Annotated in this window: 24 protein-coding genes and 1 pseudogene; 15 read left to right on the top strand and 10 right to left on the bottom strand. The window is 35.5% G+C overall.

Annotated features, from left to right (window positions below; translation table 11 throughout):
- Nucleotides 1–10: 10 nt before the first annotated feature.
- A complete protein-coding gene (locus tag CHELV3228_RS07905; protein ID WP_082200468.1) occupies nt 11–1,342 on the bottom strand; it encodes an acetyl-CoA carboxylase biotin carboxylase subunit in 1,332 nt (443 codons plus the stop codon).
- Nucleotides 1,343–1,795: an acetyl-CoA carboxylase biotin carboxyl carrier protein gene (accB, locus tag CHELV3228_RS07910; RefSeq protein ID WP_082200469.1), complete on the bottom strand. Its 453-nt coding sequence runs from the start codon at nt 1,793–1,795 to the stop codon at nt 1,343–1,345.
- A gap of 172 nt (nt 1,796–1,967) precedes the next feature.
- On the opposite strand from accB, the gene CHELV3228_RS07915 reads away from it, so the two are divergent.
- Nucleotides 1,968–2,978 carry a type II asparaginase gene (locus tag CHELV3228_RS07915; protein ID WP_171051436.1) on the top strand — a complete coding sequence of 337 codons (1,011 nt, stop codon included), beginning with the start codon at nt 1,968–1,970 and terminating at the stop codon, nt 2,976–2,978.
- A 440-nt stretch (nt 2,979–3,418) separates the two neighbouring features.
- Here CHELV3228_RS07915 and CHELV3228_RS07920 read toward each other — a convergent pair whose 3' ends face one another.
- The 3 genes from CHELV3228_RS07920 to CHELV3228_RS07930 form a co-directional block, all read right to left on the bottom strand.
- Nucleotides 3,419–4,738, bottom strand: a complete 1,320-nt coding sequence (locus CHELV3228_RS07920; RefSeq protein WP_082200471.1) for a major outer membrane protein — start codon at nt 4,736–4,738, stop codon at nt 3,419–3,421.
- Between the two features lie 218 nt (nt 4,739–4,956).
- On the bottom strand, nt 4,957–7,530 hold the full coding sequence (locus CHELV3228_RS07925; RefSeq protein WP_082200472.1) for an ATP-dependent Clp protease ATP-binding subunit: 2,574 nt from the start codon (nt 7,528–7,530) through the stop codon (nt 4,957–4,959).
- Between the two features lie 83 nt (nt 7,531–7,613).
- The gene (locus CHELV3228_RS07930; RefSeq protein ID WP_082200473.1) at nt 7,614–7,892 is read right to left on the bottom strand and encodes a metal-sensing transcriptional repressor; all 279 of its coding nucleotides are present in this window, start codon (nt 7,890–7,892) and stop codon (nt 7,614–7,616) included.
- Between the two features lie 149 nt (nt 7,893–8,041).
- On the opposite strand from CHELV3228_RS07930, the gene CHELV3228_RS07935 reads away from it, so the two are divergent.
- From CHELV3228_RS07935 to CHELV3228_RS07980, 10 genes and pseudogenes are all read left to right on the top strand, one after another.
- Nucleotides 8,042–9,310 carry a S41 family peptidase gene (locus CHELV3228_RS07935; protein ID WP_115588795.1) on the top strand — a complete coding sequence of 423 codons (1,269 nt, stop codon included), beginning with the start codon at nt 8,042–8,044 and terminating at the stop codon, nt 9,308–9,310.
- Nucleotide 9,311: 1 nt separating this feature from the next.
- Nucleotides 9,312–10,022, top strand: a complete 711-nt coding sequence (gene purC, locus CHELV3228_RS07940) for a phosphoribosylaminoimidazolesuccinocarboxamide synthase (RefSeq protein WP_082200475.1) — start codon at nt 9,312–9,314, stop codon at nt 10,020–10,022.
- A gap of 9 nt (nt 10,023–10,031) precedes the next feature.
- Nucleotides 10,032–10,268 (top strand): phosphoribosylformylglycinamidine synthase subunit PurS, encoded by a 237-nt coding sequence (gene purS, locus CHELV3228_RS07945; RefSeq protein ID WP_082200476.1) that lies wholly within the window; start codon nt 10,032–10,034, stop codon nt 10,266–10,268.
- A 9-nt stretch (nt 10,269–10,277) separates the two neighbouring features.
- Nucleotides 10,278–10,959 (top strand): annotated as a pseudogene (gene purQ / locus CHELV3228_RS07950) (phosphoribosylformylglycinamidine synthase subunit PurQ).
- Nucleotides 10,922–12,088: a hypothetical protein gene (locus CHELV3228_RS07955; protein WP_082200478.1), complete on the top strand. Its 1,167-nt coding sequence runs from the start codon at nt 10,922–10,924 to the stop codon at nt 12,086–12,088. The pseudogene purQ and the gene CHELV3228_RS07955 overlap by 38 nt, the downstream one beginning before the upstream one ends.
- Complete coding sequence (locus tag CHELV3228_RS07960; RefSeq protein ID WP_082200479.1) at nt 12,063–12,752, top strand: lysophospholipid acyltransferase family protein; 690 nt, start codon at nt 12,063–12,065, stop codon at nt 12,750–12,752. Before CHELV3228_RS07955 ends, CHELV3228_RS07960 begins: the two co-directional genes overlap by 26 nt.
- Before the next feature lie 54 nt (nt 12,753–12,806).
- Entirely contained in the window at nt 12,807–14,648 is a 1,842-nt protein-coding gene (htpG, locus tag CHELV3228_RS07965; RefSeq protein ID WP_082200480.1) for a molecular chaperone HtpG, read from the top strand.
- Nucleotides 14,645–14,971, top strand: a complete 327-nt coding sequence (locus tag CHELV3228_RS07970) for a rhodanese-like domain-containing protein (RefSeq protein WP_082200481.1) — start codon at nt 14,645–14,647, stop codon at nt 14,969–14,971. The genes htpG and CHELV3228_RS07970 overlap by 4 nt, the downstream gene beginning before the upstream one ends.
- A complete protein-coding gene (locus CHELV3228_RS07975; RefSeq protein WP_082200482.1) occupies nt 14,968–15,402 on the top strand; it encodes a hypothetical protein in 435 nt (144 codons plus the stop codon). The genes CHELV3228_RS07970 and CHELV3228_RS07975 overlap by 4 nt, the downstream gene beginning before the upstream one ends.
- A gap of 10 nt (nt 15,403–15,412) precedes the next feature.
- The gene (locus tag CHELV3228_RS07980; protein WP_082200483.1) at nt 15,413–17,218 is read left to right on the top strand and encodes a Na/Pi cotransporter family protein; all 1,806 of its coding nucleotides are present in this window, start codon (nt 15,413–15,415) and stop codon (nt 17,216–17,218) included.
- A 536-nt stretch (nt 17,219–17,754) separates the two neighbouring features.
- Here the strand turns inward: CHELV3228_RS07980 and CHELV3228_RS07985 are convergent.
- From CHELV3228_RS07985 to nth, 5 genes are all read right to left on the bottom strand, one after another.
- Entirely contained in the window at nt 17,755–17,952 is a 198-nt protein-coding gene (locus CHELV3228_RS07985; RefSeq protein WP_082200484.1) for a hypothetical protein, read from the bottom strand.
- 85 nt (nt 17,953–18,037) lie between these two features.
- A complete protein-coding gene (locus CHELV3228_RS07990) occupies nt 18,038–18,241 on the bottom strand; it encodes an EexN family lipoprotein (protein ID WP_082200485.1) in 204 nt (67 codons plus the stop codon).
- The gene (locus tag CHELV3228_RS07995) at nt 18,241–18,855 is read right to left on the bottom strand and encodes a trimeric intracellular cation channel family protein (RefSeq protein WP_082200486.1); all 615 of its coding nucleotides are present in this window, start codon (nt 18,853–18,855) and stop codon (nt 18,241–18,243) included. The genes CHELV3228_RS07990 and CHELV3228_RS07995 overlap by 1 nt, the downstream gene beginning before the upstream one ends.
- Nucleotides 18,855–19,499: a DNA/RNA non-specific endonuclease gene (locus tag CHELV3228_RS08000; protein WP_082200487.1), complete on the bottom strand. Its 645-nt coding sequence runs from the start codon at nt 19,497–19,499 to the stop codon at nt 18,855–18,857. Before CHELV3228_RS08000 ends, CHELV3228_RS07995 begins: the two co-directional genes overlap by 1 nt.
- Nucleotides 19,496–20,131 (bottom strand): endonuclease III, encoded by a 636-nt coding sequence (gene nth / locus CHELV3228_RS08005; RefSeq protein ID WP_082200488.1) that lies wholly within the window; start codon nt 20,129–20,131, stop codon nt 19,496–19,498. The genes CHELV3228_RS08000 and nth overlap by 4 nt, the downstream gene beginning before the upstream one ends.
- An 80-nt stretch (nt 20,132–20,211) precedes the next feature.
- On the opposite strand from nth, the gene CHELV3228_RS08010 reads away from it, so the two are divergent.
- The 4 genes from CHELV3228_RS08010 to CHELV3228_RS08025 all read left to right on the top strand — a co-directional run bounded on the left by CHELV3228_RS08010 (nt 20,212) and on the right by CHELV3228_RS08025 (nt 24,453).
- On the top strand, nt 20,212–21,027 hold the full coding sequence (locus CHELV3228_RS08010) for a peptidylprolyl isomerase (RefSeq protein WP_082200489.1): 816 nt from the start codon (nt 20,212–20,214) through the stop codon (nt 21,025–21,027).
- Nucleotides 21,027–22,091, top strand: coding sequence for a class II fructose-bisphosphate aldolase (gene fbaA / locus CHELV3228_RS08015; RefSeq protein WP_082200490.1), 1,065 nt, complete (start codon nt 21,027–21,029; stop codon nt 22,089–22,091). The genes CHELV3228_RS08010 and fbaA overlap by 1 nt, the downstream gene beginning before the upstream one ends.
- 75 nt (nt 22,092–22,166) lie before the next feature.
- Entirely contained in the window at nt 22,167–23,525 is a 1,359-nt protein-coding gene (locus CHELV3228_RS08020) for a MotA/TolQ/ExbB proton channel family protein (protein WP_082200491.1), read from the top strand.
- A complete protein-coding gene (locus CHELV3228_RS08025; protein WP_082200784.1) occupies nt 23,512–24,453 on the top strand; it encodes an OmpA family protein in 942 nt (313 codons plus the stop codon). Before CHELV3228_RS08020 ends, CHELV3228_RS08025 begins: the two co-directional genes overlap by 14 nt.
- The last annotated feature ends 1 nt before the right edge of the window (nt 24,454 follow it).

Consider the following 24,454-nt stretch of genomic DNA (forward strand, 5'->3'; position numbering starts at 1 on the left):
TTATCAAGGTTCAATGTCTTGCGAGGTAGTTTGTATCGTAGTTATTATCGATAAAATCGGGATTTTCCATCATAGAAAGATGAAAATCACGCGTAGTTTTAATCCCCCCAACGATAAGCTCATTTAAAGCCACTTTCATTTTAGAAATAGCCGTATTTCTATCCTCCCCCCACACGACAAGTTTGCCTATCATCGAATCATAATAAGGTGGCACCGCATAGCCCTCATAGCAGTGGCTTTCCATTCTCACATTACGCCCTGCTGGTGGGATATATTTGGTGATTTTACCCGGACTTGGTAAAAAGGTCTTAGAATCTTCAGCGGTAATACGACACTCTATACTATGTCCGCGTAGCTTAATGCTTTCTTGAGGAGGCAAGGCATAGCCCTCGGCAACCTTTATCATCAATTCTATGATGTCTATACCGCTTACCATTTCACTCACGCAATGTTCAACTTGCAAACGCGTATTCATCTCAATAAAATAAAAATCCAAATTTTTATCGACCAAAAATTCAAAAGTCCCAGCACCCTCATAACCTATGGCTTTTGCTGCTTTTACAGCCGTTTCGTGTAGTCTCGCCCTCGTGCTTTCATCAAGTAAAATCGCCGGACTTTCTTCGATAAGCTTTTGATGACGCCTTTGCATAGAGCAGTCTCTTTCACCTATGTGTATCACATTACCAAAGCTATCTCCCACAACTTGCACTTCGATATGACGCGGATTTTGGATATATTTTTCCATATACATCGTTCCGTCTCCAAAAGCCGTCATCGCTTCGCTTTCAGCCGACCAGTATGCTTTTTCTAAATCTTTTTCATTTTCCACCACGCGCATACCACGCCCACCGCCTCCAGCAGCCGCTTTTAAGATGACAGGATAGCCTATTTCTTTAGCAAGTTTTTTCGCCGCCTCAGCCCCGGCTAAAGCCCCATCGCTTCCGGGTATCACAGGCACACCAGCCCTTTGCATTACCTGCTTTGCTTTGCTTTTATCGCTCATTAAATTCATCGCCTCAACCGAAGGTCCTATGAATTTAATATTATGCTTGGCACAAATTTCGACAAAATTTTGATTTTCACTTAAAAAGCCATACCCCGGGAAAATCGCATCCGCCTCCGCAATCTCCGCCGCCGTGATAATCGCCGGGATATTAAGATAGCTTTCAGCACTTCTCGCCTTGCCTATGCAAATGTTTGCGTCCGCATACTTAAGATAAAGGGCGTCTTTATCCGCTTCAGAATAAACGCAAATCGCTCTTTTTCCCATTTCTTTAATGGTTCTTAAGGCTCTTAAAGCAATTTCACCGCGATTTGCTATTAAAATGCTTTTAATTTCCATTTATAGTTTCTCCACCGCAAATAAAGGCATACCAAATTCCACAGGCTGCCCATCAGCGACCAAAACTTCCACTATGCGACAATCAAATTCCGCCTCTATCTCGTTCATTATCTTCATCGCTTCAATAATGGCTATGGTATCGCCCTTTTTCACATTTGCACCCGCTTTGACAAAAGGCGCAGCACCCGGGCTTGGAGCTTGGTAGAAAGTGCCGACCATAGGGCTAGTAATGCTTGGTTGATTACTCTTGCTTGGACTATGGTGCGTTTCATTGACAACATTGACATTTATAGGCTGTGGTGTGGCAGGGGGAGGACAAACAGGAGCTGGAACATCGCAGCACATATCCCTTTCAAGCTCTATTTCAAAGCCATCTTGCTCTTTAATCTTAATCTTGCTGATATTTGCCTCAGCAAATAAATTCACAAGTTCTTTAATCTCTTCTTTAGTCATAAAAAATTCTCCTATATTTAAGACTTTAAAATGTTATTATATAAAAAAATTGTAATTTAAATTTAAAATTGAATTTTTTTGATAGAATTAAATATGTTTCATCGTAAGATGAGATAAATTTTTAAAGGAGGCACATATGAAGAAATTATTACTTTGTATGATTGCATTTTTAATGGTAGGGGCGAGTATGGCAGAAGCTAAGCCTAGGGTTGCTATTTTAGCCACAGGTGGAACGATAGCTGGTTCTATCGATAGTGCGGTGGCTACGACAGGTTATACAGCTGGAGTTGTGGGTGTCGATGTGTTGATTAAGGCTGTGCCTGAAATTCAAAACTTAGCGAAAATTGAAGGGCAGCAAATCGCAAATATCGATAGCTCAAATATGCGTGATGAAATTCAGCTCAAACTTGCAAAAGAGATTAATAAGCTTTTTGCGAGTGGCGTTGATGGTGTGGTTATCACTCACGGCACAGATACTATGGAAGAGACTGCTTATTTCTTAAATTTAACTATCAAAAGCGATAAGCCTGTCGTTTTAGTCGGTGCTATGCGTCCTAGCACAGCCATAAGTGCTGATGGTCCTAAAAATCTTTACAACGCAGTCGCTTTAGCAGCTGATAAAAATGCTAAAGGCAAGGGTGTAATGGTTTCTATGAATGATAAAATTCAAAGTGCTAGAGGCGTGGTAAAAACACATTCTTTAAATGTCGATGCTTTCTCTTCGCCTGATTTTGGGGATTTAGGCTATATCGTTGATGGTAAAGTTTATTTTTATAACAATGTCGCAAAAGCACACACTAAAAACGCACCTTTTGATGTGAAAAATCTTAAAGAATTACCAAAAGTTGATATTCTTTATAGCTATTCAAATGACGGCAGTGGCGTAGCGGCTAAGGCTTTGTTTGAAAATGGCACAAAAGGTATAGTAGTCGCTGGAAGTGGTGCTGGTAGCATACACGAAGCACAAAAAGAAGTTTTAAAAGAGCTTTTAACTAAGGGGCTTAAAGTTGCTGTAAGCTCTCGTGTAGTCGCTGGTCGTGTGGCAGTGAGTGAAGCGGATAATAAGCTAGGTTTCATCAGTGCGGAGGATTTAAACCCACAAAAAGCTAGAATTTTGCTAATGTTAGCTTTAACTAAGACTAACGATGTTAAGAAAATTCAAGAGTATTTCTTAAAATACTAAAACATAGGCTCTTTATGAGCCTTTCCTCTTTTCAAAGACTTCTTTTTAATCATAAAATGTATGGTGCATAAGGTAAAAAATTTGTAGATTTAAATGCGTTATAAATTTTTATAAGTTTTATCGTTTCTTTTATCGATTTTAATATTTGGATAATTTTAAATTCATTATTTTGGGTAATTCCATATTCTCCCAACGACAACAATTATCCTTAAGCCTTGCAAATGTTTGGCTACAATTCTTTTTTAAGAGTTATTTAAATCGTATTTAATACTCACTCCACATCAAATTTAAATAAAGATTTGATTTTCAAATGGGACAAGATGAGTGTTTAAAATATGGAAGAAAAAGGTCCAGAATGAAAAAAGCCCCTGGGGGCAGGGGCTGACCACCCAGCTAAAAGGGAGGGGGCTGGGTGGATAAATGGCATTATACCATAAATTTTAGAACTTGTAAAGAGCTTGAAGTCTTACAGTATCTTTTTTACCTTCGCCATTTTTATCTTGATCAACATTTAGGTAAGAATACCAAGCTTGGAAAGATAGTTTTGGAGAGTATTTATAATCTACTCTTGCAACGGCTTCCATTTTCTCACCGCCGTGAGCTCCAGAATTAGCTCCAACTGCTCCATTACCTGTTTTAGTTCCACCATAAACGAAATCTGCACCTAAACGCAATACTTCATTGAAGGTATAACCAGCAGTTAGGTAACCAAAAGTATTTTCACCAAGGTCGCCATTTAGGTGTGAACCTTCAGTGTAGAAAATTTCTTGACCAGCAAGAAGATGTCCTAAGTTACCTTGGTCTTCGATTACTGTTAATGTTGCTTGATCTTTATCACCATAGTATAAACCACCTAGGCTAGCGTCAAAGCCATTCCACTCCATAGTGCCTCTTAAGCCAAAGAAGTTACCATTTTCAATATCAGTTTTATCTAGGTAGTTTCCTAAATAAGCGGCATTAAGTTTCCAGTTGATGTCGTTGAAGATAGTTGTGCCATAAGCTAAATCTAAAGCATAAAAAGCACCTACCATATCCCAGTAAGCACCCCATAGTTGAGAGTCAAGTTGTCCGCCAAGAGCTTCGTAAGAACCGATAGCAGCACCACCATAAAGGTTACCCACATTGATGCTATTTAAGCCGAATTTCGCACCGGCAACTTTCTTAGTAAATAATCCTGTTATATCTCCAGCTTGCTCATCAAAATTATAGCTATCCACAGCAAAAGCTGCAAGAGTTAAGCCGTCAAAGCTGTTATTAACCACTTTGATACCTGTGCCAACAAGACCATCGATGCCATTGTCAGTCCAGATAGTGTTAAGCTGCTGCTTACCTGCGATAACGCTAGTTGCGAAGTCTTCATCAGTGTAAGTTAAGTAAAGTTGGCGAACACTTAAGCCTTCTTTTGTTACACTTTCATTGTCATTAACGGCATTGCCTTGATCATTTGTTCCATAGAGAGTGCCATAACCGCCATCTTTCGCACTATAATCTAATTGAACGAAAGCTTTGAAGTTATCAGCAATCGCAGCGTTGAAGTTGATTTGTGCTCTGTATTGGTGCATTTGCTTATCAGTGATAAGACCTGACTGATTAACAAGACCAGCTTTATCTTTGTCATCGATATTACCAGCTCTATAGCGGTATCTTAAAACACCTGATACATCGATATCTTTAATCGCTTCTTCTAGTGGAGTAGCATTAGCCACTGAGAAAGCACCCGCAGCAAGAGCTGCAACTAAACTAAGTTTAACTAGTTTCATGAGAATTCTCCTTAAAATTAAGATAAAAACGACGGAATTATAGCATATAAACGCGTTTTTTTACTTAAATAAGACTTAAATTAAAAGAAATATGGAGAAAATCAAAAGGTGAAATAAAGCCCCAGCTCTTAAAACTAGGGCTTTTAAGGAGTTCTTATGAATGTTTAATTTACACGATGAAATGATAAATTTAAAGGTTTAATGATAAGTAAATAAGCCTATATTTTGCGAATAAGTATCTCATCATCTTTCGCCTCTATGCAAATTTCATCATTAAGGCTTAGCGCATCGCTTAAAATCATATCGCTTAATTTATCTTCTATCTTATCATATATGGCTCTTCTTAGAGGTCTTGCTCCAAAGTCAGGGTCAAAGCCCTCTTTGGCGATGAGTTTGGCGGCTTCATCGCTTAAAGTCGCTTTTAAGCCTTTGTTTTCTAGGCTTTTTTGCAAGTCTTTGAAAAGTAATTTCACTATCTCATATGCCTCGTTTTGCCCTAGTGGGTTAAAGGTGATGATGTCATCGAGGCGGTTTAGAAATTCAGGCTTAAAAAAGCTTTTAAGCTCGGCTTTTACCGCTTCTTCTTGTTCTTTTCCTTTTAAATTCATAATGGCATTTGAGGCGATGTTTGAGGTTAAGATGATGATGGTGTTTTTAAAATCTACACTCACGCCCTTGCTATCAGTCGCCCTTGCGTCATCTAAAATTCCTAAAAGTATGTTGAAAACATCTTTGTGTGCCTTTTCCACCTCGTCAAATAAAATCACACTATAAGGCTTTCTTCTCACGGCTTCAGTAAGCTCTCCGCCCTCTTCGTGTCCTATGTAGCCCGGAGGCGCACCAAGAAGACGGGAGACGCTATGCTTTTCCATAAATTCACTCATATCAAAACGAATCATCGCCTTTTCATCGTCAAATAAAAACTTCGCTAAAGCTTTGGCGGACTGCGTTTTACCCACTCCTGTAGGACCTAAGAATAAAAAGCTTCCTATGGGTTTGCTGCCCTCGTTTAACCCTGCTTTGTTGCGTTTTATGGCTTTTGCTAGGGCGTTTAGGGCTTCATCTTGTCCTATGACGCTTTCTTTTAAGTGCTTTTCGACTTCTAGGAATTTTTGCTTTTCGCTTTTTAGCATTTTTTGCACACTAATGCCTGTCCATTTACTTAAAATTCCTGCGACTAAGTCTTCATCGACTTTATTTTTAAGCAAAGTGCCGTTTTGGCTTAGAAGCTGCCATTTTTCTTCAAGAGCGGAAACTTCTTTTTCTAGACTTGGGATTTTGCCATATTCTAGCTCGGCGGCTTTTTGGAATTCGCCTTTGTTTTTAGCGAGGGTGGCTTCGCTTTTTAGGGTGTCGATTTCTTTTTTCTTTAAGCTTATGCTATCAAAAACGGCTTTTTCGTTTTCAAATTGTGCGTTTAGGGCGTTTTGCTTTTCCTTTAAATTTGCAAGTTCTTTGGCTATTTCGTCTAATCTTTTGGCGTTTTTTTCATTTTCTTCCATTTTAAGCGCTTCTTTTTCGACTTCTAAGGTTTCTAGCTCTTTTCTTACCTTTCTTAAAGAGCTTGGCTCACTTTCTATTTGCATTTTAAGCTCGGCGGCGGCTTCGTCGATTAAATCAATGGCTTTATCGGGTAAAAATCTATCATTAATATAACGCTTAGAAAGCTTGGCGGCGGCGACTAGGGCGGAGTCTGTAATGCTTACATTATGATGAATTTCAAGCTTTTCTTTAATGCCCCTTAACATCGCTAAGGCTTCATTGACACTTGGCTCATTCACACTTACAGGCTGAAAACGGCGTTGCAAAGCGGCGTCTTTTTCAAAATACTTGCGGTATTCTTTAAGCGTAGTCGCTCCTATGGTGTGAAGTTCGCCTCTTGCTAGGGCTGGTTTTAAGATGTTTGCCGCGTCCATACTACCCTCACTCGCCCCTGCTCCAACAATGGTATGAATTTCATCGATAAATAAAATCACATTTTCGCTTTTAATGACTTCATCGACCACGCTTTTAAGCCTATCTTCAAATTCGCCTCTATACTTTGCCCCTGCGATTAAGGCACTCATATCAAGGGCGATGAGGCGTTTATTTTGTAAAGAAGTGGGGACATCTTTTTTCACTATCCTTTGTGCTAGGGCTTCCACAATAGCTGTTTTACCAACGCCTGGCTCACCTAGTAAGATAGGATTATTTTTACTTTTTCTAATGAGAATTTGCATTGTTCTTTCTATCTCTTCTTCGCGACCTATAATGGGGTCAAGCTTGTTTTGAAGAGCCTTTTCGGTCAGGTCGATACCAAATTTATTAAGAGAATCTAGCGTTTCATCGCCGCTTTTGCTTTCTATCTTACGCCCTTTTCTTAAAAATTCAAGCTCTTTTTTTAGCTCGTTTAAATCCATAAATTTAGCCAAAAGCTCTTTGATAGGGGAGCGAGAGCTTTCTGCGATGAGCCAAGTATCGACACTTAGATAATTATCACCATTTGCACTCATCAAGCCTTTAGCATTTTCTAAAGAGTTAATAAAATCGTTAGAAAATCTTATATTTTCTTTACTGACATTAGAACTTGTCGCTAGGGTGGAAATTTGACTTTTAATTTCAAGCTCTAGGGCTTCTTTTGAAATGTTTAATTTATTACAAATTTGACTGAGCAAACTAGAGCTATCTACCGCTAAAGCCCACAAAAGGTGTAGAGGCACGACCTCGCTATTTTTAGAATGTATCGCTAAGGACACTGCACTTTCGACATTTGAAAGCATAGAATCTGTGAGAAAATCTTGTAAATTTGCCATAATGTTTCCTTTTAGTTTTATATGAGGGGTATTATATAACTTTAGTCTATTAATGTCAAGTTTTTTTAATAAATTTTTTTAATTTACTTTACAAACATATCAATAGCCTTATTTAAATCCTCTAAACTTTTGTGATTATTATCTTCTAAGGCGTGTATGAGGCAATGCGATAAATGCTCTTTTAAAATGGCGGTGGCGGTGTTATTGACGGCGGATTTTACGGCGGCAAGTTGGATTAAAATTTCACTGCAATCTTTATCGTTTTCTACCATTTTTTTAATCGCCTCTAAATGCCCTATGGTTTTGGCAAGGCGGTTAGAAATTTGCTTGATGTGTTTGGCGGAGTGATGATGTTTATCCATAAAAACAACTTTCATTTGAGATTTTTGGCATTTTAACATAAAATAAAAAATTTACTTGTATTTACAAATTTTTATTAAAATTCCGCTTTAAATTTAATGAGGAGTTAGGATTGAAAAATAAACGATTTCTCGCTGCTTTAGCGGGGGTAATGGGAACATTAATTTTAAGCTTTAGTCTTGTAAATGCTTTGTATGCTGATAATAAAGCTGAAGAAATGCAAAAACGCCTTGAAGCCTTAGAGAAACTTACAAAAACGCTTCAAATCGTCGAGCAGTATTATGTCGATGAGCAAAATATTAGCGATTTGGTCGATAAATCACTCTCAGGACTTTTAACGAATTTGGACGCACATTCTTCTTTTTTAAATGAAAAAGATTATGATGATATGAAAATGCAAATGAGTGGCGAATTCGGCGGACTTGGCATCACTGTGGGGATGAAAGATGGGGCATTAAGTGTCGTTTCTCCCATAGAAGGCACCCCTGCGGATAAAGCGGGGATTAAATCAGGCGACATTATCCTTAAAATCAACAATGAAGCAACTTTAGGTATGAACTTAAATGATGCCGTAGATAAAATGCGTGGAAAGCCTAGCACCAAAATCACCCTAACCATTTTTAGAGAGGGGGCGACTAAGCCTTTTGATGTGAATTTGATAAGAGAAATCATAAAAGTCGAAAGTGTTTATAGTAAAAAAATAGAAAATGAAGAAATTTTATATCTTAGAGTTACAAGTTTTAATAAAAATATCGTTGAGGAAGCGAGAAAAGAGCTTGAAAAATATCCTAATAATAAGGGCGTGATTTTGGATTTAAGAAATAATCCGGGGGGGATACTTAACCAAGCCATTGGATTAACAAATTTATTTGTCGATAAGGGCGTTATCGTCTCTCAAAAAGGTAGAAATGAAAGCGAAAATAAAGACTATAAAGCCGACCCTAAAAACAAAATTTCCAACTCTTCTCTTGTCGTTTTGGTCAATGGCGGAAGTGCGAGTGCAAGTGAGATAGTCAGCGGAGCTTTGCAAGACTTTAAAAGGGCGATTATCGTGGGAGAAAATACCTTTGGTAAGGGTAGCGTGCAGCAAACCATACCGCTTAATAAAACTGAAGCCTTAAAGCTTACCATAGCAAGATACTATCTTCCAAGCGGACGCACCATCCAAGCTGTGGGTGTAAAGCCTGATATAGAGGTTTTTCCGGGAAAAGTCCCAACTAAAGAAGATGGCTTTAGCATTAAAGAGAGTGATTTAAAGCAGCATTTAGAGGGTGAGCTTGAGAAATTAGAGAAAAAAGAAGATAAAAAAGATACAAAAGAAGATAAAAACCTCATCACCCAAAAGCAAATTTATGAAGACGCACAGCTAAAGGCGGCGATTGATAGCATTAAAATTTTAAACATTAAAGAAGGAAAGTAAAATGGAAAAGGGAGAACTGCTTTATGAGGGCAAGGGCAAGAAAATGTTTAAAACCGATGATGAATTTTTACTCATCACGGAATTTAAAGATGATTTAACCGCTTTTAATGCAGAAAAAAGGGGTAATGAAGCGGGTAAGGGGGCGCTTAATTGTAAAATTAGCACCGAGCTTTTTCACCTTTTGGAAAAAAATGGTATTCAAACGCATTTAGTTAAGACCCTAAGCGAAAACGAACAACTTGTAAAAAAATGCCAAATCGTGCCGATTGAGGTGATAGTGCGTAATGTCGCCACAGGCTCTTTGACCAAAAGACTGGGAATTAAAGAAGGCACAAGCCTACCTTTTGCTTTAGTTGAGTTTTGCTTAAAAGATGATGCTTTGGGAGACCCGTTTATCAATGATGAGCATTGTTTGCTTTTAAATTTAGTCAAAGATAAAGCACAAATCGAAGAGATAAAAGAAATGGCAAGGAAAATTAACTCCATACTTTTAAACTTTTTTGATAAGAAAAATTTAAGACTGATAGACTTTAAAATCGAACTTGGTATCGATAAAGACGGCAAATTAGTCCTAGCTGATGAGATAAGTCCTGATAGCTGCAGATTTTGGGATAAAGCGACAAATGAAAAGCTTGATAAAGATAGATTTAGGCAAGATTTAGGCAATGTTAAAATGGCTTACGAGGAAGTGCTAAAAAGAATTTTGAGTTAAGGGGCGAAAGTGCAAATAACTATCAATGTATTTTTAAAAAATGGCGTTTTAGACCCACAGGGTAAAGCTTTAGAAAAGGCTTTACACTCTTTAAATTTCTCTGGGGTTAAAGAAGTGCGTGTGGCAAAGCAAATCAAAATCAACCTAGAGGAAAATGACACAAAAAAAGCTAAAGAGCTTGTTGCTAAGATGTGCGAGGAACTGCTGGTTAATAGCGTGATAGAAGATTACGAAATTCTACTTTAAGAAGAAAAGATGAAAGTTGCGATTATAAGATTTTTAGGGACAAACTGCGAATTTGACACTCAATATGCTTTTGAAAAACTTGGTGCTAAGGTGCAGCTCATTTGGCACGAGGAAAGAGATTTTGAGGCGGATTTGGTGGTTTTGCCCGGCGGATTTTCTTATGGAGATTATCTGCGTTGTGCTGCTATTGCAAAACTTTCTCCTGCAATGCAAGGCGTTTTAAAACACGCCAAAAAAGGCGGTTTCATACTTGGAATTTGCAATGGCTTTCAAATCTTGCTTGAGGCTGGGCTTTTAAAAGGTGCGATGAAACATAACGAAAACTTAAGTTTTATCTCTAAAAATCAAAATTTAAGGGTCGTTTCTAACAACAACGCTTTTTTAAAAAAATTTAAAAATGATGAAGTCATTAATTTGCCTATCGCACACGGCGAAGGGAATTACTACGCAGATGAAGCCACGCTTAAGTATTTAGAAGATAAAGACCTCATCACTCTAAAATACGAAAATAATCCAAACGGCTCTTGTAAAGATATCGCAGGAATTTGCGATGAAAATAAAAAAATCTTTGGACTTATGCCACACCCAGAGCGTGCTTGTGAAAAACTTTTGGGTAATGATGTGGGGCTTAAGATGTTTGAGGGATTTTTATCTTGAAAATTTTAAGCTTTTTACTTTTACTTTGCGTTAGTTTATGGGCGGAGACTTCTGTTTTTGACGGACAACAAAAAGTCATTTCTAAAGAACTTTATCAAAATATCGCCCCAAGCGATGAAAGCACAAATTATGAAAAAAATACTTATGAAACCTTTGTGGCACGCTCGACTTTAGTGCTAACAAGCGAAGAATACGCGCAAAATTTTTACATAGGAGAGGTTTTTAGCATAGAACTTTATGCCAAAACTTTAGAAGATACGGAATTTGACTTTAACATTTCCCTAATTAAAAATGAAAGCTTAAATTTTTTAAACCCAAAAAGTCCATTTGAAAAAATTTCTAACGATACTTATAAAAATACGCTATGGTTTGAAGCTAAGGACGCTAATGCAAATTTAGAAGAAATCATAGTGGAAATGCTAAGAAATGAGCAAGTTTTTCAAAAAGCTAGTCTTAAAATCAATCCTATCCGTTTTCATAGTCCCAAAAAAGATAATATTTTTTCTCATATCGTAGCAAGTTCTTTGGAGGTTAAGCAAGTTAAGACAAGTTATTTTGACGAAAAAAATGTCATTATGATGCTTGAACTAAATGCAACAAATGCAAATCTTAAAGGCTTTTTTGTAAATGGGGTGCAAAAGCAAGGTATTGAAAATTATAAGGGAGATTTTAATGTTTCAAAAGCATTTTATTATGCTATTTTCCCTGCAAATAAAGACCATTTCGAATTTTCTTATTTTAATAAAGAAGATAAAAAACTCGAAAGCTTTGACATTAAGCTTCAAATTAGCGATGATGAAATCAGCACTCAAAGCGACTTAAATCCCACAAATAAAGATTTTAACGCTTATAAACAATATGCTTTATGGGCTTTGGCTTTTATCTTAGCACTCTTTTTCGTTTTTAAAAGGAATTATTTCATCTTAGCTTTTGCCCTGCTTAGTTTTGCGTTGAGTTTTTTGGTTGATACGAACACGCACAATGGGCTTTTAAAAGCAAATGCGAGAATAAAAATTTTACCGACTGAGCCATCGACTTATTTTTACACAACAAGCACTCAAGAAGAAGTAGAAATTTTAGGAAAAAGAGAAAATTACATTAAAATTTTACTTAGAAATGGCAAAATAGGCTGGGCTAATGAAGTGGATTTACTCAAAAATTAGAGCTTTAATTTTTTGGATTTTCTTTATTTTTAGTGTAAGTGGCGTCATCATAGCCTTTTGCTTTACGCAAAATCAAAATACAATTTGGAAAATTCGCCGTCTTTGGGCTAAAACGCAAAAGCCCATACTTTCCTATAAAATCGAACTTTTAGGCGAATTTGATGAAGAGGCACAGATGATTATAATGAATCATCAAAGCGCCCTAGATATCATCGCACTAGAAAGCATTTATCCTAAAAATTTATGCTGGATAGCCAAAAAAGAACTCGGTGAAATTCCTGTTTTTAAAATCGCCATTAAAAAGCCTAAACTACTTTGTATAGATAGGAAAAATCCAAGAGATTTAGTGCGTGTTTTAAAAGATGCAAAAGAAAGGCTTGAAGCGGGAAGAATTTTAGCAATTTTTCCTGAAGGCACACGCTCAAAAAATGAAAAAATGCTTAAATTTCAAAGTGGGGCTAAGATTTTAAGCGAAAAGCTTAATTTGAAAGTTCAGCCCGTTCTAATCGTAGATTCTGCTAAAATTTTGGATACAAAAAATTTCAGTGCAAGAAGCGGAGTTTTAAAACTCATACCCCTACCGCTTGTAGATTTAAATGATGAAAATTGGCTAGAAAATACGAGAAAAACAATGCAAGAACGCTTAGAGCAAGAAAGAGCTTAATTTTATTGTAAAAATTTTGTTACAATGCGAAAAATTTTTAAGAAAGGATAAACAATGCAGTTTCAAACTGAAGTCAATCAACTCTTGCAACTTATGATACATTCTTTATACTCCAATAAAGAAATCTTTTTACGCGAACTTATCTCAAATGCTAGCGATGCTTTGGATAAACTTAATTTCTTAAGCGTAAGTGATGATGCTTACAAAAGCTTAAAATTCGAACCTAAAATCGAAATCAAACTCGATAAAGAGAAAAAAACTTTAATCTTAAGCGATAATGGTATAGGGATGAATAAGGAAGATTTAATCAATCACCTTGGAACAATCGCTAAAAGTGGCACAAAAAGCTTTTTGGAGAATTTAAGTGGAGACGCAAAAAAAGACTCGCAGCTCATAGGGCAATTTGGCGTAGGATTTTACTCGGCTTTTATGGTTGCAGATAAGATAGAGGTTTTAAGCAAAAAGGCTTTAGAAGATAAGGCGTATTTATGGACTTCTGATGCAAGCGGCTATGAGATAGAAGAGGCACAAAAAGACACGCAAGGCACAAGCATCACGCTTCATCTTAAAGACGAAGAATTTTTAGAGCCTTACAGGATAGAAAATATCATAGAAAAATACTCTAATCACATTCAATTTCCTATCTTTATGGAAAAAGAAGAAATTGTTCCTTTAAGCGAAGAAGAACAAAAAGAAAATAAAGAGCCAAAAAAAGAACTCGTAAGCTCACAAATCAACAAAGCAAACGCCCTTTGGACTATGCAAAAATCAAGCTTAAAAGCAAAAGATTATGAAAATTTTTACGAGCAGAATTTTCACGACACTAATAAACCTTTACTTTATATCCATACAAAAAGCGAGGGTAAGCTGGAATACAATTCTTTATTTTTTATCCCGCAAAATGCCCCGTTTGACTTATTTCGCGTGGATTATCAAAGTGGCTTAAAACTTTATGTCAAGCGCGTATTTATCAGCGATGATGACAAAGAGCTTTTGCCGACTTATTTGCGTTTTGTAAGAGGGATTATCGATGTGGAGGATTTGCCTTTAAATGTAAGCCGTGAAATTTTACAAGAAAATGCCATTTTAAAGGGCGTGAAAGAGGCAAGTGTTAAGAAAATTTTAGGTGAGCTTGGCAAACTCAAAGAAAAAGATAAGGAAAAATATCTAAGCTTTTTCAAAACCTTTGGAAGAGTCTTAAAAGAAGGGCTTTATGGCTTTAGCACAGAAAAAGAAAATTTATTGAAATTAATGTATTTTAAAAGCTCAAAAGGGACAGATTTAAGAAGCTTAGAAGAGTATAAAAATGACTTGCAAAATGAACAAAAAGAAATTTTTTATATTATCGGCAATAGTGAAAGTTTGCTAAGAAATTCGCCATTGCTTGAAGATTATAAGGCTAAAAATATCGAAGTTTTACTACTTGATGATGAAATTGACAGCTTAATTATGCCTATGATAGGCGATTTTGAGGGCTTAAAATTTACAGCCATTAATCAAGTCGAGGATAAAAACGAACTCAGTGAAGAAGAAAAACAAAATTTTGCACCTTTCCTCGCGAAATTTAAAGAACTTTTAAAAGACGAAGTGGAGGATGTGAGGCTTACTTCAAGACTTAAAGATAGTCCAAGCTGCATAGTGTATGATAAAAATAAGCCTGATTTTGCAATGCAACAAATCTTAAAACAAATGGGGCAAGAGCAAAATATCAAGCCTATCTTGGAGCTAAATCCTAAACACGCCATATTTGCAAGGCTGAAAGAAAATGAAAGCTTCTTGCCAGACATCGCCATTTTAACCTTAAATATGGCAAAGTTAAGTGAGGGTATGGGTGTAGAAAATGCAAACGAATTTAACGCAAGTCTAAGCAAAATCATCACTAAGGCTTTAGCGTGATAGAGCATATCTCCCCAGAAATTTGGAACGAAAACCTAAACTCTTATCAAATTTTTGATGTGAGAACGCCAAATGAATGGCAAGAGGGGATTATTAGTAATGTAAAATGTGTTGCCTTACTTGACAATGCTGGACTTTTAAATGCAAATTTCATAGAAGAATTTAAGGCAAAATACCAACAAGATGGCAAAGCCTTAGCCTTTATCTGCCGTAGCGGACACAGAAGCGAAATGGCGGCTAGAATGGTGCTAGATGAGCTTGAAATCAAAGGCGTAAATTTAGACGGAGGCATTTTAGCTTATAGGGGAGAATTTGTAAGGTGATAGGCTTTTATCTTTTAATCGCGGCACTGAGCTTTTTGGCGCTTTATTTTGCGGTCAAAAAACTTACGCTTAATATCGATGAAAACAAACTTTTAGAGCCGATAAAAGCGGAGATTTATCCTAAATTTTGCGACCACATTGATGAAGAAATAAGAGCTTTAAAAGAGGGTGTAGAAAGCGAAAAATTAGAGCTTGTAGAAAACGATAAAAAAGAGGAATTTTTGGAGCTACTTGGTGATTTAAGTAGGGAATTAACTTTTATACAAACGATGAATTTAAGCAAGAAAAACGATAAAATATGGCAAAGTGAGCTTTTTGACTTTTTAAAGGAACTTGAAAACTTAATCTTACGCTATCTTAAAAATGCAGAAACTTTAAGCGATGATTTAAGAGAAAGATTAATGGACGCATTTGAAAAGCTAAAAGCCTAAAGGAAGTAATTTGCAAGAAGAAAATAAACGCGATTTAAGATATTTAAAACAAATTATAGCCATAATTTTCATCTCCATTTTAACCTACATACTCATCGTTTATGATGAAGTGGCAAATATCTTAGCTGGTGTTGCTATCTTGCTCATTGGTATGATGAATTTAAGCGGAGGGTTTAAGACTTTTAGCGGTGGTTTGCTTGAGAAAATTCTAGCTAAAAGCACAAACACTACACCAAAAAGCGTTATTTTTGGCACAATTAGCACTATTATTATGCAGTCTTCCTCTCTCGTTTCCATCATTACCATTTCTTTTCTTTCGGCTGGGCTTATCTCTTTACTTCAAGGTATCGGCATTATTTTTGGAGCGAATTTGGGAAATAGCGCTGGTTCTTGGCTCATCGTGGGTATCACGAGCATTAAAATTTCAACATTTGCTATACCTATGCTCATTATCGGGGTTTTGCTTTTTTTTCAAAAAGATGTAATTTTTAAAGGAATTGGACAAATTCTCATCGGTATAGGATTTTTCTTTTTGGGGGTGGATTACATTAAAAGTGGATTTGAGGAGGTGAAAGAAATTTTCAACCTTTCGCGTTTTAATGTGGAGGGTATGAAAGGCGTTCTTGTATTTACAGCACTTGGAGCGATTTTAACAGGTGTGATACAATCTTCCCACGCCACTTTAGCCATCATCATCTCAGCCCTTCTTTCAAATCAAATTTCTTACGAAAATGCTCTAGCAGCAACCTTAGGAACTAGCGTTGGTGGAGTGGTAACAGCACTACTTGCTTCCCTTAGCACAAACATCGAAGGGAAAAAACTCGCCCTCGCAAATTGCATTTTTAATTTTGGCATTGCATTGATTGTTTTGGTTATTTTTCCTTATTTTGTCATTATGGTTGATTTTATCGCCAAATTTATAGGCATTAGCCCTGATAATTTTGCCCTTAAAACTGCTGTCTTTCATACACTTTTTAACCTCATAGCGGTTATTTTATTTAGTCTTTTTATCAAAAATATTGTCCATTTTTTAGATAAATACATTAAAGCTGCAAAAGATAAAAACAAAGATAAAGCCCTCTATCTAGACCCTAATCTCACACGCTATCCGGACACAGCCATTGAGGCTTTAAGAAAAGAAAGTGAGCATCTTTATAATAATACTTATGCAATCATCGCCCACACCATAGGTTTTAACCGCAGAGACATTCGTTCAAATTTAAGCTTTAGTGAAATCATTAAAACAAAAAAATGGTTTAAACAAAATGTGGATTTAGACTATCTATATCAAACAAGAATTAAAGTGCTTTTTGAAGCCATTATGGAATTTTCCGCAAAAGCTCAACTCCATATCAAAGATGAGGAAAAAAACGAACGCATTTTTGCTTTTAAAATCGCCGCTAAAAACCTCACGGAAGCCACGAAAAATCTCAAAATCATTCAAGCTAACATTAAAAGAAATTCCGCTTCTAAAAACGAAAATTTAGCGAATGAATACAACACAATAAGAAAAAATTTAGGGGAACTTTTAAGAAGTGTCGAAGAACTTCGTTTGGTGGAAGATGAAAAAGCCTATCTTATCATAAAAAATTTCGCTAAAGCAAAAGAAATATTAAAAGAAATCGACAATGAAGCTCTTAAAAAAATAGAAACTCTACTCGCAGAAAACAAAATCACCACAGCGGAGGGCATTTCTATACTTAATGACACGGCTTTTATCGCTAAAATTGCTGAGGAAATTATCGAGGCTGTTGAAATTATCTTTGCCAAGGAGGATATTAAGAAAAAAGAAGACGAAAAACAAGAAACAATTTAAGCTTCGTGAAAAACTCGAAGTATTAGAAAGATTAGAAATTGAAATGAAAGGAAAACAATGAAAAGATGTTTAAGTTTGGTTTTAGGCGTTAGTGCGATTAGCTTGTTGACTTCTTATGGCTTTGCTAAAGAACAAGTTGTTAAAAGTATGAGGACACTGAGAATAAAACTTGGAGTTATTATAGAGCAAATATGCCTGAGATGAGACAAAAAGCTGAATGGTGTATTAAGAAAAGTGGAATTACAAAGGCAAATGGTGGAAATGTTCTTAAATATAATCAAAAGAGTTTTACATTTACCAGAATTGATGCTAGAGTGGGGACTATTTTAAACCATTTGTTAAAATCAATTTACCCTATATCTTCCTGATGGTGAAACTTTAAAGATAAGTTATTTGGATTATCAAAATTGTAAAAACGCACTTCATCTTTACTTTACTGAAAAAGCAATTAAATTTGGTGGCTATGAAAAACCTCCTCTTGCAGAGTAGTAAAACAAAAACTAGAATAGGTGGGGTGTGGGTATTTTCCCACGACTTCACTTATCTATACTTTTAAAGAAATGATTTAAATTAATTGCCAAATAAAGCAACAAACTCATCATCACATAAATAAATACCACTAAACTCATCACCCCAACATTATCTACATTAAAAAGCACATATTCTATTTGGTTTGGCAAGTCAAAATAATAAAGCATTACATTTAAGCCAAAACCTAGAAAATTAATAAGCACGAACCATAAAACAAAGCTTTTAAATGCTTTTTTTCATTTTTATTTTAGATATATTTTGAGTTTTTAGAAGAAAGAATGCTCGGTGTTAATGTAAATTACTTTCATTTTTATCTTTTGGAAAACCAACCATATAAGCATTGACACAATCTTGACTAATAATAGCTTTATCGCGGCACTCTAAGGACCTTTGTTTGGCTATTTGAGGATTTTGCTTATAATACTCAACAGATTTAGTTTGCTCACAAGCAACAAAAAATAAAGAAGCACTTAATAGGAAAAAATTTTTCATCAATCCTCCTTATAAGAAAAAATAGGCAAAGACCACTGATATTTAATCGCCAAAAGCCTCGCACTAACACCAACAAGAAGTGTGATAATGGTGCAAATTAGTGCATCAAGCTGCACCCAAACCTCCAAAGCATAATAAAGCGCACCAGCGATAATCGCAATGCCCGCATAAATTTCTTTTTGAAACACTAAAGGAATTCGCATACATAAAATATCACGCAAAATCCCTCCAAATACACCCGTAATCACAGCAGCAGAAATCGCAATAATCCACCCATAATCCTCACTAATGGCAATTTGCGCCCCAAGTATGCTAAAAACAACAAGCCCCACCGCATCAAGAGTTAAAAAAAGACTCTCAAGCCTTGTTACAATACGCGGAATGCGTGTAGCGATGAGCGCACAAAAGCAAATTAAAATAATATATTCAGGATGCTTAACCCAAGTGAGTGGATAATGCCCCAAAAGCACATCTCTAATACTCCCACCTCCAATAGCCGTTACCAAAGCGATAAAAATCACCCCAAACAAATCCATTCTATGTCGCCCAGCCGCCAAAGCCCCCGTCATACCCTCAGCCGAAATTCCTATAATATAAAGCGTGGTTAAAAGCATTAAAAAGCTTCACAAGAAATTTTATAAGCTACGATGTTTTCATCATCAACATTATGATTTGGCACTTTATAGCATTCTTTGTAATTTTTAGTTTTAAAAATTTTGATGTAAAAACTAGGGATAGCGATGTGATTTTTAATGCGTTTAGGGTTTTCATTATAAAGTATGAGATTTAAAACATCCAATTTTTGAAATTTAAGGGCAAGTTTTCTTTCTCTTTTTTCTATATCATTCCAAATTTTATTATTAATTTGAAAATTTTGTGGGGTAATATTACTCATCAAAAATACAGCCTTTTGCGAAGCAACGGAGTAGCTAAAAGAGGCGTTTGGCGCTATATGTCCTCTACTATAAGAGCTATTTTTATAATCTTCCCACCGACTTCTATATTTTTTAGCAAGAGCAAAGTCCTCTTCAAATCTTGGTCTTTTTTTGATTTGCTCTAGTTTTAAATTTTCTGCTTTCACTTCATATGCTAGGGCTTTTGAACCCTTTAAATTATAATCGTAACAATTAATATAATAAAATTTATCCAAAATAATAGAGCAATTTAGTTGATTAAAATAGCCCTTAAATTCCTCATCTAGCTCATATTTTGCAAAAAGGCTAAGGGTAAAAATGGTTAGTAAAATTAAAATTCTCATTCCTTTTCCTTTAATTTTTTATCTTTACTTTTGCAAAGCTCGTATAAAAAACACAGATGACACAAAGGATTTTTAGCCTTGCAAGTATAACGCCCAAAAAGCACCATAGCTTGATGAAGATAATTTAAATTATCTTTAAAAATTCGGCTTAAATCCTCCTCCGTAGCCTCCGGAGTTTTTGCTTTGCTTAAACCTAAGCGATGTGAAACGCGAAAAACATGTGTATCCACAGCCATAAAATTCGCCCCACACCACTCAATCAAAACCACATGAGCTGTCTTTTGCCCTACGCCTGCTAAACTTTTTAAATCTTTCTCGTTAAGCGGAATTTCACCATTAAAATTTTCACAAACTGCTTGAGCCATTTTGATAAGATTTTGCGCCTTATTATTAAAAAAAGAGCAACTTTGTATATAGCTTTTAACACTAGCCAAATTTGCTTTGGCTAGACTTTTTACACTTGGAAAAGCCTTAAAAAAAGCTGGGGTGATAAGATTAACCCTTTTATCCGTGCATTGAGCAGAGAGCATCACGCAAACTATCAGCTCATAAAGATTGGAAAACTTAAGTTCAGTAACAGGTTTATCAAATTTTTCTAAAAAAAGTTCTTTAATGGCTAAATTTCTTTTCATTTTTTTATTTTAGTTAATTTATTTTAAACCAAGTTTATATATAATCACTTCATCAATCAATTTTCCAAAAAGGATATTCTATGAAAAAATTTTCTTTAGTTGTAGCTACTTTAGTGGCTGGTATAAGTTTAAATGCTGCTACTGTGGCAACCGTGAATGGTGAGAAAATCAGCGATACAGAAGTAAGCGAATTTTACGCACCTATGCTTAGAGGGCAAGATTTTAAAAAGCTACCTGAAGCTCAACAAAAAGCTTTAATACAACAATACATTATGCAGGATTTAGTTCTAAAAGATGCAAAAAAACAAAATTTCGAAAAAGACCCTATGTATATTAAAGGGCTTGAGCGTGCGAAAAATGAACTTTTATTAAGTCTTTATCAAAATAAGATAATGAAAGATATCAAAGTTGATTCTGATAAGGTAAAAGCATTCTATGAGCAAAATAAAAATAAATATATCAAACCAGCGAGAGTAAAAGCTAGACATATTTTGGTCGCAAGTGAGCAAGAAGCTAAAAATATCATTAGCGAACTTAAAGGTTTAAAAGATAAAGAATTAGAGAAAAAATTCGCTGAAATCGCAAAAGCAAAGTCAATGGACACAGGCTCAGCGGCTAATGGAGGTGATTTAGGTTGGTTTGATGAATCAACTATGGTTAAGCCTTTTACAGACGCAGCTTTCTCTCTTAAAAAAGGTGAAATAACTAAAACACCTGTTAAAACAAATTTTGGTTATCACATTATCTTAAAACAAGATGCAAGAGCAAAAGAACAAATCGCATTTAAAGATATGAAACAAGGTATAGAAAATCAGTTTAAATTCGAAGAATTCCAAAAAAGAATCAATCTTAAAGGACAAGAACTTTATAAAAATGCAAAAGTGGAAATTCAATAATGGGACTCTTAGACATCGTTAAAGCAGGCGTTATAAGTGGAGATAAGCTTAATCTCGTTTATAACTATGCTAAAAGCGAAAATTTTGCTATCCCTGCGGTAAATGTCGTGGGGAGTAGCTCTATCAATGCCGTTTTAGAAGCGGCAAGAAGAGTTAATTCTCCTGTTATTATTCAATTTTCTAATGGTGGAGCAAAATTTGTCGCGGGAAAGAACTGCCCAAATGGCGATGTTTTAGGTGCTATTAGTGGGGCTAGACATGTGCATTTGCTTGCTAAAGCTTATGGTGTGCCTGTCATTTTACACACTGACCACGCTGCAAGAAAATTACTCCCTTGGATAGATGCTCTTATTATCGCTAACACTGACTTCAAACGAAATCACGGACACGCTCTTTTTAGCTCTCATATGTTGGATTTAAGTGAAGAAGACTTAGAGGATAACCTCCACACTTGCGAAGCTTATCTTAAAATACTTAGTGAGCTAGGAATTTCCTTAGAAATTGAGCTTGGCTGCACAGGTGGCGAAGAAGATGGAGTGGATAATACAGGCATTGATAATGCCAAGCTTTATACCCAACCAGAAGATGTTGCTCTAGCTTATGAAAGATTGATGAAAATCAGTCCAAATTTCTCTATTGCGGCAAGTTTTGGTAATGTGCACGGAGTCTATAAACCCGGCAATGTAAGCTTAGAGCCTGAAATTTTAAAGAATTCCCAGAATTTTGTGAAAGAAAAATTTAAACTTACAAACGAAAAGCCTATCCATTTTGTTTTTCACGGCGGAAGTGGGAGTGAATTAAAAGATATCCAAGAAGCAATTAGCTATGGTGTGGTTAAAATGAACATTGATACCGATACGCAATGGGCTTTTTGGGACGGGGTGCGTGCATACGAGGCAAAACACAAAACCTTTTTACAAGGGCAAATAGGCAATCCAGAAGGTGATGACAAGCCAAATAAAAAATACTACGACCCACGCGCTTGGCTTAGAGCTGGGGAGGAAAGTATGATAAAAAGACTTGAGGATGCCTTTGAGCATCTAAATTGCATTAATAAAAATTAAAAACCAACCCCTTATAGGTTGGTTTTATTTTGAGGATTTTGTCCTTAAAATAAAACTTATTTACAAGGCTCTTTTATGGAATTAAAATCGCAAGAATTTTCCGATTTAGTTTTACCAGAAAGCAAAGAAAAAAAAGGCTATTTAGTTTATCTCAAAATCATTCTTGTGCCTACTTTTCTCTATGCTTTTGTCGTGCTTGGCTATTTAAAACAAATCAATTTTCAAGTCGAATTTCACACGCTTATAATGACTGGAGTTATTTATCTTACCGCTTTGATTTTTGCAAGACATAGTGCAGAATACGCCTATAATATCTTCGAACAACAAAAAGATGAATTTAAACAAGCCTTAAAACGCCACATTATGAAGCACTTTCTTAGCATAGGCAAGGATACAAAGTCTAATGCCAATTTTGACGACTTTGCCAACGCCTACATCAAAGGCACACGCAACGAAAATTTTGCTTCAGTAGGCTCTGCTATCTTTCCTATGATGGGAATTTTAGGCACATTTATTAGCATAGCTCTTTCTATGCCAAATTTTAATTCCTCTAACACAGAAGCACTAGAACAAGAAATCGCCCTACTTTTAAGTGGGGTGGGAACGGCTTTTTATGTTTCTATTTATGGAATTTTCCTTGCTTTGTGGTGGATATTTTTTGAAAAATTAGGTTCAAGTAAAATTCAAAGGCTTTTAAATCGTCAAAAAAACTCCACAGCAGGTTTCTTTTGGACCAAAGAGGAACTTGATTTAAAATATTTAAGCGAAAGTTTGCAGCATTTTGACAAGATAGGGACAATTTTTAAGCAAGTTAGTAGTGATGATTTTTTTAGTGAGCTTGATAATACCATAGAGCGCAAATTTGGTTTGTTTCAAGATATGTTAAATATCGAAGAAAAGGCGATTAGGCTTAGTAGTGAGCATATTAAACAAAGTATGAGCGAAATCGCTAAAATGCAAAGAGACCAAAGAGATTTAGGTAAGCTTTATAGTGAAATGCTAAACGGCGTAGGTTTGCTGAATCAAAATTTAAAAGAAGTTAGCACCAGAATGAGTGAACAATACAACAGGCTTCTTAATATAAGCTCCGAAAAAATTACTCATCTCGACAAAACTTTAGAAAATTTCGATGATAAAATCGAACGCTTTGCTAAGAATTTTGAACTTTACGAAAAAGCAATGTTAGAAAGTCAAGAAAAGGTCTTTAATGGCTTTAAGACGAGTCTTTTTGAAGGTATGGAAAAATTCAAAGAAATTTATGAAGAAGAAAAAAATATCGATGAAAAGATAGAGTTGATGAGCGAATTTAAAAAAGAACTCAACGCCTTAGACGGCGAAACAAAAGAAATCATCGCTAAGCTTGAAGGTAAAGATAGCTTAGAAAAACCACAAGGTGAAGAAAACAACGAAGAAAAAAATGATGAAAAACAATAAAGAAGAGGGGAATTTCTGGATTGCTTATGCTGATTTAATGGCTGGGCTACTTTTTATTTTTATCCTTTTAATCGGTGCCATAGTTGTCAAATATGTGCTTACGCAAAATGATTTAAGAAAAATAAAAGAAAATCTAAACACCCAAGAAGCAAATTTAGAACTTAGCAAACAAGCCTTAAAAGATAAAGAATTTATCGTTTTTCAACTCAGTAAAGAATTAAATTCCACAGCAAACACACTCAATCTTATCCACACTCAAAAAGCAGAACTTGAAAATAATATCAGCGTTTTAAGTAAGGATTTAAAAAATAATATCGATGAAAAAGACAAACAAATTCTTATCTTACTCAATCAAATTGAACTCAAAGAAAAAGAGCTAAAATCACTACAAAAAGACTTTAAAGAAGCAAAAGAAAGGGTGGAAAATCTAAGTCTCATAAGAGAAAATTTAAGCAAAGAACTTCAAAAAAAACTTGATGAAAATATCAGCATAGACCAAAAAACAGGTGCGATTTCACTGCCCGCAGAGGTGCTTTTTGATAAAGATTCTTTTATCTTAAAAGATGAGGCTAAACTAAGCCTTAAGAGAATTTTGAGCGGATATTTAGCGGGGATTTTAGAAGATGAAAATATCAGCAAAAATATAGAAAATATCATCATTGAAGGACATACCGATAGCGATGGTTCTTATATCTATAATCTTGATTTATCACAAAAAAGAGCTTATGAGGTGATGAGCTTTATCCTAACTTTTTATAAAGATGAGAGACTGCAAAAGCTTTTGATGGCAAGTGGGCGTTCTTTTTCCGTGCCTATTTTGAAAAATGGCATAGAAGATAAAGATTTAAGTCGTAGGATAGAGATAAAATTTAGCCTTAAAAATGACGCAGCATTTAAGGAACTTGAGAACTTTTTTGAATTCCGCTAGT

This window comes from Campylobacter helveticus (assembly GCF_002080395.1).
Lineage (GTDB): Bacteria > Campylobacterota > Campylobacteria > Campylobacterales > Campylobacteraceae > Campylobacter_D > Campylobacter_D helveticus.